The sequence below is a fragment of the Lysinibacillus sp. FSL L8-0312 genome, from assembly GCF_038003285.1.
Taxonomy (GTDB): Bacteria; Bacillota; Bacilli; order Bacillales_A; family Planococcaceae; genus Lysinibacillus; species Lysinibacillus fusiformis_D.
The window spans coordinates 3254852-3270421 of record NZ_JBBOOV010000001.1; the positions used below are offsets into that span (position 1 = coordinate 3254852).

Annotated in this window: 17 protein-coding genes and 1 rRNA gene; 17 read left to right on the forward strand and 1 reads right to left on the reverse strand. The window is 36.7% G+C overall.

The window, feature by feature from the left end:
- Positions 1-71: 71 nt before the first annotated feature.
- The 12 genes from rrf (at position 72) to rsmI (ending at position 8582) form a co-directional block, all read left to right on the forward strand.
- Positions 72-187: ribosomal RNA gene (gene rrf, locus MHI22_RS16435) — 5S ribosomal RNA — on the forward strand.
- A gap of 106 nt (positions 188-293) precedes the next feature.
- Complete coding sequence (locus MHI22_RS16440; RefSeq protein WP_271911998.1) at positions 294-731, forward strand: SRPBCC family protein; 438 nt, start codon at positions 294-296, stop codon at positions 729-731.
- Between the two features lie 384 nt (positions 732-1115).
- Positions 1116-2540 carry an aminotransferase class I/II-fold pyridoxal phosphate-dependent enzyme gene (locus tag MHI22_RS16445; RefSeq protein ID WP_283778268.1) on the forward strand — a complete coding sequence of 475 codons (1425 nt, stop codon included), beginning with the start codon at positions 1116-1118 and terminating at the stop codon, positions 2538-2540.
- Positions 2541-2557: 17 nt separating this feature from the next.
- Positions 2558-3187 (forward strand): dTMP kinase, encoded by a 630-nt coding sequence (gene tmk, locus MHI22_RS16450; RefSeq protein ID WP_058844483.1) that lies wholly within the window; start codon positions 2558-2560, stop codon positions 3185-3187.
- 227 nt (positions 3188-3414) lie between these two features.
- The gene (locus MHI22_RS16455) at positions 3415-3744 is read left to right on the forward strand and encodes a cyclic-di-AMP receptor (protein ID WP_004229230.1); all 330 of its coding nucleotides are present in this window, start codon (positions 3415-3417) and stop codon (positions 3742-3744) included.
- 108 nt (positions 3745-3852) lie between these two features.
- Complete coding sequence (locus tag MHI22_RS16460; RefSeq protein WP_036122373.1) at positions 3853-4293, forward strand: YaaR family protein; 441 nt, start codon at positions 3853-3855, stop codon at positions 4291-4293.
- A 157-nt stretch (positions 4294-4450) separates the two neighbouring features.
- Entirely contained in the window at positions 4451-5455 is a 1005-nt protein-coding gene (gene holB / locus MHI22_RS16465; RefSeq protein ID WP_036122279.1) for a DNA polymerase III subunit delta', read from the forward strand.
- Positions 5448-6263 carry a PSP1 domain-containing protein gene (locus tag MHI22_RS16470; protein ID WP_141905706.1) on the forward strand — a complete coding sequence of 272 codons (816 nt, stop codon included), beginning with the start codon at positions 5448-5450 and terminating at the stop codon, positions 6261-6263. Before holB ends, MHI22_RS16470 begins: the two co-directional genes overlap by 8 nt.
- Before the next feature lie 27 nt (positions 6264-6290).
- Complete coding sequence (yabA, locus tag MHI22_RS16475; RefSeq protein ID WP_004229222.1) at positions 6291-6647, forward strand: DNA replication initiation control protein YabA; 357 nt, start codon at positions 6291-6293, stop codon at positions 6645-6647.
- A 63-nt stretch (positions 6648-6710) separates the two neighbouring features.
- Complete coding sequence (locus tag MHI22_RS16480; RefSeq protein ID WP_036122296.1) at positions 6711-7460, forward strand: tRNA1(Val) (adenine(37)-N6)-methyltransferase; 750 nt, start codon at positions 6711-6713, stop codon at positions 7458-7460.
- Entirely contained in the window at positions 7444-7707 is a 264-nt protein-coding gene (locus tag MHI22_RS16485; RefSeq protein WP_036122300.1) for a GIY-YIG nuclease family protein, read from the forward strand. The genes MHI22_RS16480 and MHI22_RS16485 overlap by 17 nt, the downstream gene beginning before the upstream one ends.
- Positions 7704-8582 carry a 16S rRNA (cytidine(1402)-2'-O)-methyltransferase gene (gene rsmI / locus MHI22_RS16490; protein ID WP_058844484.1) on the forward strand — a complete coding sequence of 293 codons (879 nt, stop codon included), beginning with the start codon at positions 7704-7706 and terminating at the stop codon, positions 8580-8582. The genes MHI22_RS16485 and rsmI overlap by 4 nt, the downstream gene beginning before the upstream one ends.
- 185 nt (positions 8583-8767) lie before the next feature.
- Here rsmI and MHI22_RS16495 read toward each other — a convergent pair whose 3' ends face one another.
- Positions 8768-9046, reverse strand: a complete 279-nt coding sequence (locus MHI22_RS16495) for an AbrB/MazE/SpoVT family DNA-binding domain-containing protein (RefSeq protein ID WP_004229214.1) — start codon at positions 9044-9046, stop codon at positions 8768-8770.
- Positions 9047-9380: 334 nt separating this feature from the next.
- Between MHI22_RS16495 and metG the strand changes: the two genes are divergently transcribed.
- From metG to rsmA, 5 genes are all read left to right on the forward strand, one after another.
- Positions 9381-11372, forward strand: a complete 1992-nt coding sequence (metG, locus tag MHI22_RS16500) for a methionine--tRNA ligase (protein WP_036122305.1) — start codon at positions 9381-9383, stop codon at positions 11370-11372.
- A 252-nt stretch (positions 11373-11624) separates the two neighbouring features.
- Positions 11625-12395, forward strand: a complete 771-nt coding sequence (locus MHI22_RS16505; RefSeq protein ID WP_271912007.1) for a TatD family hydrolase — start codon at positions 11625-11627, stop codon at positions 12393-12395.
- Positions 12396-12530: 135 nt separating this feature from the next.
- Positions 12531-13742 (forward strand): G5 and 3D domain-containing protein, encoded by a 1212-nt coding sequence (locus tag MHI22_RS16510; protein WP_036122310.1) that lies wholly within the window; start codon positions 12531-12533, stop codon positions 13740-13742.
- A gap of 267 nt (positions 13743-14009) precedes the next feature.
- Complete coding sequence (rnmV, locus tag MHI22_RS16515) at positions 14010-14576, forward strand: ribonuclease M5 (RefSeq protein ID WP_036122312.1); 567 nt, start codon at positions 14010-14012, stop codon at positions 14574-14576.
- Positions 14569-15450, forward strand: coding sequence for a 16S rRNA (adenine(1518)-N(6)/adenine(1519)-N(6))-dimethyltransferase RsmA (gene rsmA / locus MHI22_RS16520; RefSeq protein ID WP_036122314.1), 882 nt, complete (start codon positions 14569-14571; stop codon positions 15448-15450). Before rnmV ends, rsmA begins: the two co-directional genes overlap by 8 nt.
- The last annotated feature ends 120 nt before the right edge of the window (positions 15451-15570 follow it).

Genomic DNA, 15570 nt, shown 5'->3' on the forward strand with positions numbered 1-15570 from the left:
CTCAAGTACGTGACTGACTGAACGACAGAAGCTGACGAAGAAATGCGATGTATATTGAAAGCCGACTATAGTCTAGTGATGATGGCAAAGAGGTCACACCCGTTCCCATACCGAACACGGAAGTTAAGCTCTTTAGCGCCGATGGTAGTTGGGGGCTTCCCCCTGTGAGAGTAGGACGTCGCTAGGCAACAAAGTAACCACTGAGAAATCAGTGGTTTTTTTTATTTATTTAGAGACCTATAAAATGTTAAAGTTTAATGGAGTGATTAAAACACACAAAGGGGTGCAATGTAATGGCAACTGGACAATATAGTAAGAATATCAGTATGCAGAAAGAAAGGTTAGAGGAATTTATTCAAAATAAAGAACAATGGGCTGTTTTAATACCAGGTTACTTACACCACGAATTACTGAATGAAAATGATATGATTTGGGTCTTTCAAGGAGATTTTGGCATTATTCAAAAAGCTGTTAAAGTGGAGCTGAAGGTGAAAAAATCAGATGCTCATCAGATACTTTTTGATTTGGAGGGCTTATCCGATCCGATAAATGGCGATGGTTCATTTGAAATAAAACAAAATCAAGATCAATCATTGCAACTTACTGGTAAGTTAACAATGAAGGCTAGCGGCTTTTTAGCAGGAATGATGAATCCAGTTTTAGATAATTTTGTCCCAAGACTAGTGGAGCAATTAGTAAAGGAAATGGCCGTTAAAGTGGTGAAAGAGTAGTTTTGTGGAAAAGGGTGGGAGAACCGGTTATTGCAGATAACGGCAATAATCGGTTTTTATATGGAATGAGCCAATGTTTTTTTACTAAATGTTCTCTCTTCGATAATGAGGTAAAGAATGTCTGCTTTTTAGTAGCTATTCAAATATCTATTGAAATAGAATGCCGCGTGACTAAATTATGTTGTCACATAGCCTCTAAACGATGATTCCTTTGGAGTAAACTCAAAGTAATCTAGATGCAATGGAAACAGAGATAATAAGACGTTTTGTTGAAAAATTATAGTTCAACAGATAAATATGGAGAACCTTGTTGAGGGATAGCTTTTTTATCTCGTTATAATTTCGTATAATTAAATAAGAATCTAACGAAAATGGGTGCTTGTTTTGCAAAAGAAAAAGCCAATTATAGAGGGATTAGAACGTTTTAGACAACAACAAAATATTTCTTTTCATGTCCCAGGTCATAAGCATGGCGAACTGTCCCATCTTCCGCAAGCATTTAAAGATGTTATGCGTTATGATGTAACTGAATTAACAGGTTTAGATGATTTGCATTACCCTGAGGAAATGATATTAGAAGCAGAAAATTTACTAGCAGATACATATGGAGCAATGAAGAGTTTCTTTCTAGTGGGCGGTTCTACTGTTGGGAATTTAACGATGATTTATGCTACATGTGATAAAGGTGATACCATTATTGTCCAACGTAATGCCCATAAATCAATTTTCCACGCCATTGAACTTGTGGGGGCTAAGCCTATTTTTGTCTCACCAATCTGGGATGAGCGAACGTTAACGGCAACGCATGTCACTTATAAAGATCTTAAAGAAGCAGTGAAAAATTATCCAGAGGCGAAAGCGGTCGTTTTAACATATCCTACTTATTATGGGATGACATCGAATGAAATACAGCAACAAATTGCTTATTGTCATGAAAAAGAAATCCCTGTCTTAGTGGATGAGGCACATGGCGCTCATTTTAATGCGTGTACATTATTTCAACCATCCGCTTTGTCATTAGGAGCAGATGTCGTTGTACAATCAGCACATAAGACATTACCTGCAATGACGATGGCATCCTTTATGCATGTTAAGTCGAAATTAATTGATGCTGACAAAATACATCACTATCTACGTATGCTGCAATCTAGTAGCCCATCCTATGTATTATTAGCCTCATTAGATGATGCTCGCTATTATGTACAGACATATATGGAGAGTGATGGGGCATATATAATAGAAAAAAAGAAACAATGGATTGAAGCATTACGATCAATTGGTTCCTTAGAAGTAATTGAAGTAGATGATCCACTTAAGGTATTGTTACGTGTCAATGGTTATAGTGGTTTTCAATTACAGGAGGTACTGGAGGCCAAGCATGTCTATGGAGAGCTAGCTGATGCGAATCAAGTATTATTTGTGTTACCTTTGCTGAAGCAAGGACATCCTTACCCATTTGCTGAAATAAGAGTCCGCATAAAAGAAGCTATAACAATGCTATTAAACACAACTAAAACGGATAGCATAGCTGCTTCTCAAACAGCCTATCATTTTGTACCTATTACTGAACCTATTTATACCTTTAATGAAATTGCATCATTAAGTAAAGAATGGTTACCATATATGCGTACAATGGGAAGGGTTTCAGCAAGTATGATTATTCCTTATCCGCCTGGTATTCCATTACTTGTTCCAGGAGAAAGAATAACCGTAGCAAAATTAAGTCAACTGGAAGAGCTATTAGCAGCAGGAGCGACATTCCAAGGAAATCATCGATTAGCAGAAAAAATGATTCAGGTCATTAGATAGTTGGAGGCAATAACAGCATGAAAAGCAATATATTTATTACATTCGAAGGCCCAGAGGGAGCAGGGAAAACAACAATCATTCAAATGATAGCTGAGCGACTAGCAGAAAAAAATATTGACGTTCTAGCAACAAGAGAACCAGGCGGCATCGAAATTGCAGAAAAGATAAGAACCATTATTTTAAATCCTGCACATACAGCTATGGACGAGCGAACAGAAGCATTGTTATATGCTGCAGCAAGAAGTCAGCATTATTTTGAAAAAGTACAACCAGCTTTAGATGCTGGTCAGTTGGTAATATGTGATCGTTTTATCGACTCATCTTTAGCTTATCAAGGTTATGCAAGAGGAATAGGTGTTGATGAGGTACTTTCTATTAACGAATTTGCTATCGGTAAGAAATTACCTGACGTAACTATATTATTTGATCTTCCACCAGAGGTTGGATTAGCACGTATTCATGCAACTGACAAGAGAGAAGTAAATCGTTTAGATGTTGAAAGTTTGCCGTTTCATCAGAAGGTACGTGAAGGATATTTACAACTAGTCGATCGGTACCCAGAACGTATACGTGTAGTGAATGCAGACCAACATATTGAGCATGTTGTTGAAGATGTATGGTTATTATTATTGGAAGCAATGCACTAAAAGCATGAAGTTGTCCACAACATTGTGATATAATGATACTATCCATTATTTTATCTAATTCAGCAGATACCTACTGAATTACGAGCAAGCTTGATAAAATATGGACGTAATTATGCCGAGGTGTAATTAATTTCACATGGATAATAGTCGAAGTATTAATGTTTATAAATGCTTAGGAATAGTATGAAAACCTATTTAGGTGAATTTTATAAAAGGGGTGAGTGCGAATGAAGTTAGTCGTAGCTGTAGTGCAAGATCAGGATAGCAGTCGCTTATCAAATGCTTTAACGAAAAATCAGTTTCGCGCAACTAAATTAGCGAGCACAGGAGGATTTTTACGTTCAGGAAATACGACATTTCTTATAGGAACTGAAGACTCTCTCATACCCAAACTTTTAGATATTATTCGGGATAATTGTCGAGCACGGGAGCAAATGGTTGCGCCAGTTTCTCCATTAGGAGGAAATGCCGATTCCTATATACCTTACCCTGTGGAGGTAGAGGTAGGAGGAGCTACTGTATTTGTTTTACCAATTGAACAATTCCATCATTTTTAATAAGTAGCCTCCATTCGTAAGAGGTCACTGATATTAGGCTTATCTAATGATCCTGATATTTATCCCAATGCAGGGAGAAATTGATAAAGATAGTGGGGCGAAACCAGCTTGAAGATTAATCAAGATATACGTGTCGGGTTAAATACAAATCGCAATGAGCCACTACAAAATAATAATCAAAATAACCGATTTGGAGATATGGTCGTTAAGCAAGGTAACAAGCTGCAAACAGAGCAACTAACACGTTTATTAGGAGATATTTCGAGTGCTGGTGATCGTGTTGCAAGGTCACGTAATTTACGGGAACTTGCTAAGTTTAAAATGCTTGTAAAACGATTTCTACAAGAGACAGTAGAACATGGAATGGATTTAAAACAATCACATACATGGAATCGTTTTGGCGAAGGCAGACGATTAAAAATCATTGAAACTATTGATACACGTCTTGTCGAACTTGCCCAAGATCTCTTAGACGAGGAAAAAGAAGCGATAGACCTCCTTGATAAAATCGGTGAGATTAAAGGCTTACTAATTAATTTATATATGTAAAACCCGTGTCTCATTCTCATTTAGGCGCGGGCTTTTTTCAAATTTTGATTTGGCAGCTTGCCACTAAACTAGGAAGCACTGTAATGTTTCTTTTCAAAAAGTAAAAATTGGAGACAGTTACACTTTTTGTTGTAGATACAGGAAGGAATTAAAATGTATGGCCAAGAATGTTGAAGAGCTATTCACGCTACAGCCAGTCGTAATGAAGCAACTTCAAACGATTTTTGACAAAAATAGATTAGCACATGCATATATTTTTGATGGCGAAAAAGGGACAGGCAAGGCAGATATTATGACCTTTTTTGTAAAATTAATGCTATGTGAGCAACCAAATGGAAATGTTCCATGTGAAACATGTCGAAATTGCAGACGTGTGGATTCGGGAAATCACCCAAATATTCATCAAATTTATCCAGATGGTCAATTTATAAAAATTGATCAAATGCGAGAACTTATTGGCGAGATGAAAATGATGGGTGTAGAAGAAGGGCGTAAAATCTATGTGCTTCATCATGCAGACCGTCTGAATACAGCATCAGCCAATATGATACTTAAATTTTTAGAGGAGCCGGATGGAGAAGTAACTGCCATATTATTAACAGAGCAAATGCAGTCAATACTTCCAACAATCCGTTCTCGTTGCCAACATATCAAATTTCAAAAAATGCCACGTCATGTTTTGTTGAAGCACTTACAGGACAATAATATTTCGGATTCGATGGCTTCAACAGTAAGCATGATGACAAACGAGCTCGAAATGGCTATATTTTTGGCAAATGATGAGCAGTTTGCACTCGCTCGAAAAACAGTGTTAAAATTAGTGGAGGCCATTCGGCAAAACGTACATGAGGCAATGCTTATTGCACATGAAGAGTGGTTACCACATTTTAAAGAAAAGGGCGAGATGGAGCAAGCATTGGATTTACTACTATTTGCTTACCGTGATATAGTGTCAATAAAAGCTAATCCCGAGGCAGCTTGTACTTATCCAGACATGTTACCACTATTTAAAGAAGTTGCGTTACATTCCACCTATGAGCGACTATCAAGTCAGATGGAATCTATTTTACAAGCGCGCGCCTCTTTACAACGTAACATGAATAGGACGTTATTGATTGAGCAGTTAATGCTAAATCTGCAGGAGGGATATACATTTGTATAATGTAGTAGGAGTCCGCTTTAAAAAGGCGGGTAAAATATATTATTTTGATCCGGCATCATTTCTACTAGAAGATAGTCAATATGTTATTGTAGAGACAGCTCGCGGAGTAGAGTATGGAAAAGTAGTTGTCCCTCAAAAAGTAGTAGGTGATAATGATGTTGTATTACCACTAAAACAAGTACTTAGACCAGCAGATGATCGTGATCGTATACAAGTAGAGGAAAATGCAGCTGAGTCGAAACGTGCATTTGAACTCGCTAGTACTAAAATTATAGAGCATAATTTAGAAATGAAACTTGTAGATGTTGAATATACATTTGATCGTAATAAAATTATTTTTTATTTTACAGCTGAAGGACGTGTTGACTTCAGGGATCTTGTAAAAGATTTAGCTTCGGTTTTTAGAACACGTATCGAACTTCGCCAAATTGGTGTGCGTGATGAAGCAAAATTATTAGGTGGTATCGGCCCATGTGGAAGAATGCTTTGTTGCTCCACATTTTTAGGTGATTTTGAGCCAGTTTCTATTAAAATGGCTAAAGATCAAAACTTATCTTTAAATCCTTCAAAAATATCAGGTCTTTGCGGACGTTTAATGTGCTGCTTAAAGTATGAAAATGATGAATATGAAGAGGCAAAAGAGGGCATGCCAGATATAGGTGAGGTAGCGATGACACCAGATGGTCGCGGGAAAGTTGTAGGGTTAAATGTGCTGGAAAGACTTATTCAAGTATATTTACATGAGCAGGAACGCACAGTTGAGTATACACTAGAAGAACTGCTAGCATGCGAAAAAAATCTTATTTAAGATAGAGAATTTAACGAGGTGGCTTGGGTGAAGGACCGTAATTTCTTGGATACCGTTATGGAGTTCGAACAACAGCTCGAAGCAATGCAGGAGCAATTTGGTGCATTGAAACAATTTGTAGCGTTAATGATGGAAGAGCATAAGGCGCTTGAAACAGAAAATCATCATCTTCGTACACGTCTGGAAGAACTACTTTCTAATACAAACTCCGTACAAGCTGCTGAAGTAAAGAAAGAGAGTCCTCTAGATATAGGTGAAGGTTATGATAACCTAGCTCGCTTATACCAGGAAGGCTTCCACGTTTGTCATGTTCATTTTGGAAGTTCACGTAAAGGTGAAGATTGTCTGTTTTGTCTATCATTTTTAAATAAACAAAATGTGTAATAGAAGGCTGATTCCCACTACGGTGGTATCAGTCTTTTGTTTTGTAGCGTAGGAGGAATAAGCATGGAAAAATGGTTAAAGGATGATGAGCGATTAGACTATTTATTGGCGGAGAATTTGCGTATTATTCAAAGTCCCTCCGTCTTTTCGTTTTCGTTAGACGCAGTGTTGCTTTCAAAGTTTGTCAATATTCCCTATCATAAGGGAAAAATTGTTGATTTATGCTCAGGAAATGGCGTAATTCCTCTCTTTTTAAGTGCACGTACAAAAGGGGAAATTACGGGAGTTGAGATTCAGCCCCGTTTATTTGATATGGCAGAGAGAAGCATCCATTACAATCAACTGGAAAACCAAATTCAAATGATTCTTGGTGATGTAAAAGAAATACCAAAACACTTAGGCATAGAACAGTATGATGTTGTTACCTGCAATCCTCCCTATTTTTTAGCACATGAAGCAAGTGATAAAAATCTCAGTGAACATCATGCCATTGCACGACATGAATTATATTTAACATTAGAAGAAGCCATCCAATCTGCAAGTAAATTATTAAAGCAAGGTGGCAAGGCGGCATTTGTCCATCGTCCAGGTCGATTATTAGATATTGTTACAGCTATGCGAGCAAATCGCTTAGAGCCCAAACGGATGCAACTCATTTATCCGAAAGAAGGCAAAGAAGCCAATACATTATTAATAGAAGGAATAAAAGATGGAAAACCAGATTTAAAAATCTTGCCACCCTTGTATGTCTATGATGGCAATAACGAATATACAGCAGAAGTGAGAGACATTCTTTATGGAAAAGAGCAGTAATCACTACTTTTATGTGCTAGAGTGTGCGGATCAAACCCTTTATGCAGGGTATACAAATAATATAGAAAAGCGTGTTGCTGTACATAACGCTGGTAAAGGGGCAAAATATACAAGAGCTAGAGGCCCAGTGAAATGTATTTATAAAGAAATGTTTGAGACAAAGCAAGAAGCAATGCGTGCTGAATATGCTTTTAAGCAATTAACAAGAATGCAGAAAATAAACTATATAAGGAGGGGTGAATCGTGAAATCACAAAAAAGTACAATACACGATCTGACAGGTTGTTTATATCTGGTAGGAACGCCTATTGGAAATCTAGAGGATATGAGTGTACGTGCACTTCGCATTTTAAAAGAAGCCGATATTATTGCGGCAGAAGATACTAGAAATACAAAGAAGCTATGTAATTACTTTGATATCGAAACACCATTAATCAGTTACCATGAACATAATTTAGCAGTAGGTGGCGAAAAATTATTATCTATGCTTCACGAAGGGAAAACAATTGCATTAGTAAGTGATGCAGGTTTACCTTGTATTTCTGATCCAGGTGCGGACATAGTTGAAAAAGCAATTGCTCAAAACTTTCCAGTTGTACCAGTGCCAGGTCCCAATGCTGCGATTTCAGCATTAATTGCCTCTGGATTAACACCACAGCCATTTTTCTTTTATGGGTTTTTGAATCGTGGAAAAAAAGATCGACGCCAGCAGTTAGAGCAATTAAAAAGACGTCAAGAAACTATCTTATTATATGAGGCACCTCATCGCTTAAAAGATACATTAAAGGATATGGAAGCAATACTCGGAAACCGTCGCGTTGTCCTCGCGCGTGAGCTGACAAAGAAATTTGAAGAATTTTTACGCGGCACATTGGCTGAAGCTGTAGAATGGTCGCAAACCCAGGAGATTCGTGGAGAGTTTTGTATTGTTCTTGAAGGCAATAGCTCTGCCGAAGAGGAAGATGAACATGCAAAAGCCTATTGGGAGACAATGTCCATTATTGAACATGTTGATTTCATCATGGATCAATCGAATATAACATCAAAAGAAGCCATTAAGGAAGTAGCCAAGTTGAGACAAGTAGCTAAAAGAGATGTTTATAATGAATATCATAGTCAATAATAGTAAAGAGTTACCTTACTAAGGTAGCTCTTTATTTGATTTTAAATTGATAATAACTGTAAATAATAGTACCCTTAAATAGAAAGGTCTGACATGGACATTATAAGGGGTTTAGAAATTGGGTATAGTAAATTATATAAATAGAAACACCTAAATCATTGTATTTGATTTAGGTGAGCAATCAATTATTTTTTTAAATTAGATTGGATTTCTTTTACTAACATTTCAGCGCCTTCTGGACTTAAAATTAATTTGCCTCCAACTAGACGGAAGTTATCATCGGAAACTTCACCAGTAACAGCACATGTCATATTAGGCATATATTTTTTTAAGATGATTTTATCGTCATCCACATAGATTTCTAAAGCGTCCTTTTCAGCAATACCTAGCGTACGGCGTAACTCGATAGGAATTACTACACGACCTAACTCATCGACTTTACGAACAATCCCTGTTGATTTCATAATAGATTTCCTCCTAATTATTAAAAGTTATATTGGTATTTCGTCAAATTTCGACATAATTTCCTTGTCTGATAGTTATCATACCAAGTAATGCCATAAACGTCAATTAATTAATACACTAATATTATGCTTTCTAAAAAATTTTTTTGAGAAGAATGCAGTTATTTTATTCATTTTAAAAGGTTTTTAATAAATATTTTCAACAATAGTAAAAAAGATTCTTATTTAAGTCATTTAATGGATTCAATATATTATTCGACAATTTTCGCATATGATAAACTTTCATTGAAACGAATTTGGTACTTCGTTAGAATAGAAAGTATATTGTAAAACAATGGAGGCAGTTCTTGTGAGTGAAAAACAAAAAACATTCTATATAACAACACCCATTTACTATCCAAGTGGGAAATTTCATATTGGTACGGCATATACAACCGTTGCATCTGATACTATTGCACGCTATAAACGTTTACGTGGTTATGATGTTCGTTTTTTAACAGGAATGGACGAACATGGGCAAAAAATACAAGAAAAAGCAGCTGAAGCGGGGAAACACCCTCAAGATTATGTAAATGAAATTGCAGATGCTGCGAAAAAGCTTTGGTCTTTAATGGATATTTCTTATGATGATTTTATACAGACGACGCAAGAGCGACATACGAAAGCTGTCGAAAAGATTTTCCAAAAGTTTTTAGATAATGGTGATATTTATAAAGGCCAATATGAAGGCTGGTATTGTACACCATGTGAGTCATTCTTTACAGAAACTCAATTAGTTGATGGGAACTGTCCCGACTGTGGTCGACCAGTACACAAAGTAAAAGAAGAATCGTACTTCTTTAATATGAAGAAGTACGCAGATCGTTTATTAACTTATTATGAAGAAAACCTAGAATTCATTGAGCCAGAATCACGAAAAAATGAAATGATTAATAACTTCATTAAACCAGGGCTAGAAGATTTATCAGTATCAAGAACGTCCTTCGATTGGGGAATTAAAGTACCTGGGGATCCAAAGCATGTCATTTATGTATGGGTGGATGCATTAACGAATTATATTACAGCTCTAGGGTACCTGTCTGACGATGAAACACTATTCAACAAGTACTGGCCAGCAGACGTACATGTAGTAGGGAAAGATATTGTGCGCTTCCATACAATTTATTGGCCAATTTTCTTAATGGCGTTAGATTTACCATTACCGAAAAAAGTATTTGCACATGGTTTTATTATGATGAAAGACGGTAAAATGTCTAAATCAAAAGGCAATGTCATTTATCCAGAAATGTTAATCGAACGTTATGGCCTAGATGCAACACGTTACTTCCTTTTACGTGAATTACCATTCGGCTCTGATGGTGTATTTTCGCCAGAATCATTTATTGAACGTACAAACTTTGATTTGGCGAACGATTTAGGAAATTTACTAAATCGAACTATTTCAATGATTAATAAATATTTTGATGGTATTATTCCTACAGAAAATCTTCAATCGACAGAATTTGATGCAGCATTAAAAGAGCAAGCTGAGTCGGTGCGTATTAAATATGAAGAAAGTATGGAAAAAATGCAATTTAGTGTTGTTCTTGCTGACTTATGGACACTGGTGTCGCGTACTAATAAATATATAGATGAGACACAGCCTTGGGTGTTAGCAAAAGAAGAGTCAGATAAGCCAAAATTAGGAGCCGTTATGCGAAATTTGGCAGAGAGCTTACACCAAATTGCTGTCATGTTACAACCATTTATGACAACAACACCGAAACGTATGATCGATCAGTTAGGTTTAGATGACAAATTCTTAGCATGGGATACAATTGAAACATTCGGCAATACTATTCCAACAAACATTAAAGTGGTAGAAAAAGGGATACCAATTTTCCCACGCTTGGAAAATGAAGTTGAAATTGCTTATATTCGTGAGGAAATGCGTGGCTCTGTGAAAACAACACAAGAAGAAGAGACTAAAAAGACTCCAGAGACTGATGAAAACCCAGAAATTCCTGAAATTACCATTGATGATTTTATGAAAATTGATTTGCGTGTGGCGACTGTTACGGCATGTGAAACTGTTCCAAAAGCAGATAAATTATTAAAGCTTCAAGTGGATCTTGGATATGAGCAACGCCAAGTAGTTTCAGGTATTGCAAAATTCTATACACCTGATGAATTAATCGGTCAAAAAGTGATTGTCGTAGCAAACTTGAAGCCAGTTAAACTACGTGGTGAATTATCACAAGGAATGATTCTAGCTGGTGAAAAAGATGGAATTTTAAAATTAGCATCAGTTGATCCAAAACTAGAAAATGGTGCAAAAGTAAAGTAACAATCTAAGAAAGGCCTGCTGAATACATATTATTCAGCAGGCTTTTCAAATCTGTTAGAGAAATTAGGTTATTGTTATTTTGAAATAATTTATATGGTGTGAAAAATGTGATTTTATGGGTATATAGAATTATTGCAAGTATTGTCGATTAAGTGGAATGTCACAATACCGAATGGTTTGTAACAAAATTGTAATGCTTACGAAAAATATGAAATAATAAATTTTAATAAAATCGATGTTAGGAGAATGAAGATGTTTATTGATACACATGTACATTTGAATGCAGATCAGTATGAGGAAGACCTTCAAGAGGTAATTGATAGAGCCCTTGAAGCTAGAGTAGAGAAAATGGTTGTTATTGGTTTTGACCGTAAAACCATTAATAGAACAATGCAATTAATAGAGCAATATGATTTTGTTTATGGTGTCATTGGCTGGCATCCAGTAGACGCTATTGATTGTACGCAACAAGATTTAGATTGGATTGAGGAATTAGCTGCACATCCAAAAATAGTTGGCATTGGTGAAACAGGTTTGGACTATTATTGGGATAAGTCACCAAAAGAAGTTCAACAAGCACTTTTCCGCAAACAAATTCAATTAGCGCAAAAGTTAGGTTTGCCAATCATTATTCATAACAGGGATGCAACAGGGGATGTTGTACAAATTTTGCGTGAAGAAAACGCAGCATCCGTAGGGGGTGTTATGCACTGCTTTAGTGGGAGTGTAGAAACAGCACGTGAATGTATAGCTATGAATTTTATGATTAGTCTTGGTGGACCAGTGACATTCAAAAATGCACGTCTGCCAAAGGAAGTGGCTACGGAAATACCTCTAGAGCACTTGATGATTGAAACAGATGCACCATATTTGGCGCCACATCCACATCGAGGTAAGCGTAATGAACCAAGCTTTGTGCCCTTAGTTGCGGAGGAAATTGCGCGATTGAAGGGGTTAACAATTGAGGAAATTGCACAAGCAACTACCGCCAATGCGAAAATTTTTTTTGGGATTGACAATTAACTAGCTTAGATGCCTCCAATACAGGGTTTGTGGTTGGCAAAAACATAGAAGTCAATTTTCAGAGAAATACTTTCGGGTTGACAGTGCCAAAACTAGTCCGTATAATCCAACCTTGTATTAAGGAGGCGTTTTTTCATGTCAAATAATTCCATGAAAAACTTGTTCTTAGGATCATTGAGGAGTAAGCAAGCAGTGATAAGAATTATTTCACTTGTCCTGTTTGTATCTGTAATCTCTTTCGTACTTTATCAAGGTACGAAAAAAGCCGTAACGCTTGAAGCAAACGGAGAAACAATCGAAGTTTCAACACATGCCAAAACTGTAGAACAATTATTACAAGATCGAAATATAGATGTAGCAGCGCATGATAAAATATCACCCTCTCTGAACACCAAAATTGTTAATGGATTAGCAATTCAATGGGAACAGGCAAAAGAAGTAACTATTTCAGTTGATGGAAATCAGTCAAAAGTTTGGACAACTGAAACACTAGTGAAAGACATTTTGAAGGAAGCAAATATTGAAGTATCTGAACACGACTCTTTAGCACAAGGTCTAGATACTGAACTAGGAGCAGAGAACAAAATCGATATTCAAAAAGCGTTTCAAGTAGCGCTTGTCGATGGCGTAAACAAAAGACAAGTATGGTCCACTTCGACTACGGTCGCTAACTTTTTAAAACAACAAGGAATTCAGTTAAATGAATTCGATCGTGTCGAAAATAACCTGGAGGACGTTATTACTCCACAGAGTAAAATCGCAGTAGTTCGCGTAGAAAAGGTTATCGATGTAGTGGAAGACTCTTTAGATTTCGCAGTTGAAAAGAAGCAGGATGCTTCATTGCAAAAGGGGAAACAAAAGGTAGTGGCAACGGGCGAGAAGGGCTCAATTTCTCGTACGTATGAAGTTGTCAAAGAAAATGGCAAGGTTGTAGCTAAAAACCTACAAGCAGAGGCAGTTTTAAAAGAGCCAAAAAAACAAGTCGTTGCAGTTGGCACAAAAACAGTCGTTGCAAGTGCAGCAACTGTGTCACGTGGTTCAGCAGAGCCAGCTAGTGGTAAAGAATTCTATGTAACGGCAACAGCTTATACACCATATTGCAACGGTTGTACTGGTACATCAGCAACTGGTATAAACTTGCGTTCAAATTCTGGTATGAAGGTAATCGCAGTTGACCCTTCTGTTATTAAATTAGGCTCAAAAGTATGGGTTGAAGGCTATGGTACAGCTATCGCTGGAGATACTGGTGGCTCAATTAAGGGTAATAAGATCGATATACTTGTACAAACAGATGCTCAGGCACGTAACTGGGGACGTAAGAAAGTGCGTATTAAAGTATTAAATTAAAAAAATTGTAAAATTAATCAAAATGTTATTTCACTAATGGAGCTTTCCTGTTTTGACTGGCAGGGAGGCTTTTTTTTGTTTTAACAACTGTTTAAACAGTAAGTACAACAAACGCCCCTTGAAAGAAGGCGTTGGAATGCTAATTATTAGCAATGTTTGACGGTACGTTCGCTAGAAGGCTCGTTCAAACCCTGTATTTCTGTACAAACGGTATCTTGCAGTTGTAAAATGGTCAGAAGATAAGGTAGATAGAAAAGAGGAGTCTTTTTGCAAATAAAAGAAATCATTGTCGTTGAAGGAAAAGATGATACGACAGCTATTAAGCGTGCCGTACAAGCAGATACTATAGAAACAAATGGATCTGCTATCTCTGAAGAAACATTGAAGCGAATCCAACATGCTCAAGAAAAGCGTGGTGTTATTGTATTTACGGATCCTGACTACCCAGGACGTCGAATACGTGCCATTATTGAAGAGCGTGTTCAAGGAGTGAAACATGCCTTTTTACCAAAAGCCAAAACAATTGCGAAGAATGGTAAAGGCTTGGGGATTGAGCATGCAGCTGACGATGATATACGTGAAGCATTACGACATGTCTATACCCCTAAACAAGATGTGCCAAACGAAGATGATATTACACTGGAAGATTTAATGACAGCGCGTTTGATTGGCTATCCACAATCAAAACAGCGACGTGATCGACTGGGAGAAATTTTAAATATCGGTGCTACAAACGGTAAACAGCTTCATAAAAGGTTAAAAATGTTTCAGATTACAGAACAGCAATTTGGTGCGGCGGTCGCACAGTTAGATCAGGAGGAAAATGATGCATAAGGATATTGCAACACCAATTCGTACACAGGAAATTTTAAAAAAGTATGGATTTTCATTTAAAAAAAGCTTAGGACAAAACTTTTTAATTGATCCTAATATTTTACGAAATATTGTAAGTCACGCAAATTTAACAGAAAATAGTGGCGCAATTGAAGTTGGTCCTGGTATTGGTGCCCTAACAGAGCATTTGGCGAGAAGTGCCAAAAAGGTTGTTTCCTTTGAAATTGATCAACGTTTATTACCTGTGCTAGAAGACACACTTAGTCCATATAATAATGTGTCTATTATCCACTCTGACATTCTTAAGGCAGATGTTGCAAAGATTATTGCGGAGGAAATGCCAGGTATTGAAGATATTATGGTCGTTGCCAATCTACCGTATTATGTTACTACCCCAATCTTAATGAAATTGCTAAATGACCGATTACCAATCCGAGGTTTTGTTGTCATGATGCAAAAAGAGGTGGCTGATCGTATAACGGCTAAGCCTGGAACGAAGGAATATGGTTCATTATCTATTGCGATTCAGTATTATGTTAAGGCTGATATTGCTATGACTGTACCAAAAACAGTGTTTATGCCACAACCAAATGTCGATTCAGCGGTTATTCGGCTCATCAAGCATGACGAGCCACCAGTAAAAGTAATAGATGAGGATTTTTTATTTGTTGTGACTCGAGCATCTTTTGTTCAAAGAAGAAAAACAATCTACAATAATCTGCAAGCTGGTTTACCAAATGGGAAGGCACAAAAGGAACAAATTTTACAGGCATTAGAGGCAGCTACAATTGAGCCAACTCGTCGAGGAGAAACACTTACTATTCAAGAGTTTGGAAAATTAGCCGATGCACTATATCCTGTGTTTGCAAAGTAAGAATTTTTGTTAACATTTTTTCATGGATGTAAAAAAATATATGCTTTTTATAAAAAATAAGTTGACAAGATTTATAATGGGCTGATAAAATATTATATTTTGTTGACATTTTTGGGCGAT

Excerpts from the sequence above, each read along its gene's own strand:
- MHI22_RS16440 (WP_271911998.1), top strand. The coding sequence starts at position 294 with ATGGCAACTGGACAATATAGTAAGAATATCAGTATGCAGAAAGAAAGG.
- tmk (WP_058844483.1), top strand. The coding sequence starts at position 2,558 with ATGAAAAGCAATATATTTATTACATTCGAAGGCCCAGAGGGAGCAGGG.
- MHI22_RS16455 (WP_004229230.1), top strand. The coding sequence starts at position 3,415 with ATGAAGTTAGTCGTAGCTGTAGTGCAAGATCAGGATAGCAGTCGCTTA.
- holB (WP_036122279.1), top strand. The coding sequence starts at position 4,451 with ATGGCCAAGAATGTTGAAGAGCTATTCACGCTACAGCCAGTCGTAATG.
- MHI22_RS16480 (WP_036122296.1), top strand. The coding sequence starts at position 6,711 with ATGGAAAAATGGTTAAAGGATGATGAGCGATTAGACTATTTATTGGCG.
- MHI22_RS16485 (WP_036122300.1), top strand. The coding sequence starts at position 7,444 with ATGGAAAAGAGCAGTAATCACTACTTTTATGTGCTAGAGTGTGCGGAT.
- MHI22_RS16495 (WP_004229214.1), bottom strand. The coding sequence starts at position 9,046 with ATGAAATCAACAGGGATTGTTCGTAAAGTCGATGAGTTAGGTCGTGTA.
- metG (WP_036122305.1), top strand. The coding sequence starts at position 9,381 with ATGGAGGCAGTTCTTGTGAGTGAAAAACAAAAAACATTCTATATAACA.
- MHI22_RS16505 (WP_271912007.1), top strand. The coding sequence starts at position 11,625 with ATGTTTATTGATACACATGTACATTTGAATGCAGATCAGTATGAGGAA.
- MHI22_RS16510 (WP_036122310.1), top strand. The coding sequence starts at position 12,531 with ATGTCAAATAATTCCATGAAAAACTTGTTCTTAGGATCATTGAGGAGT.
- rsmA (WP_036122314.1), top strand. The coding sequence starts at position 14,569 with ATGCATAAGGATATTGCAACACCAATTCGTACACAGGAAATTTTAAAA.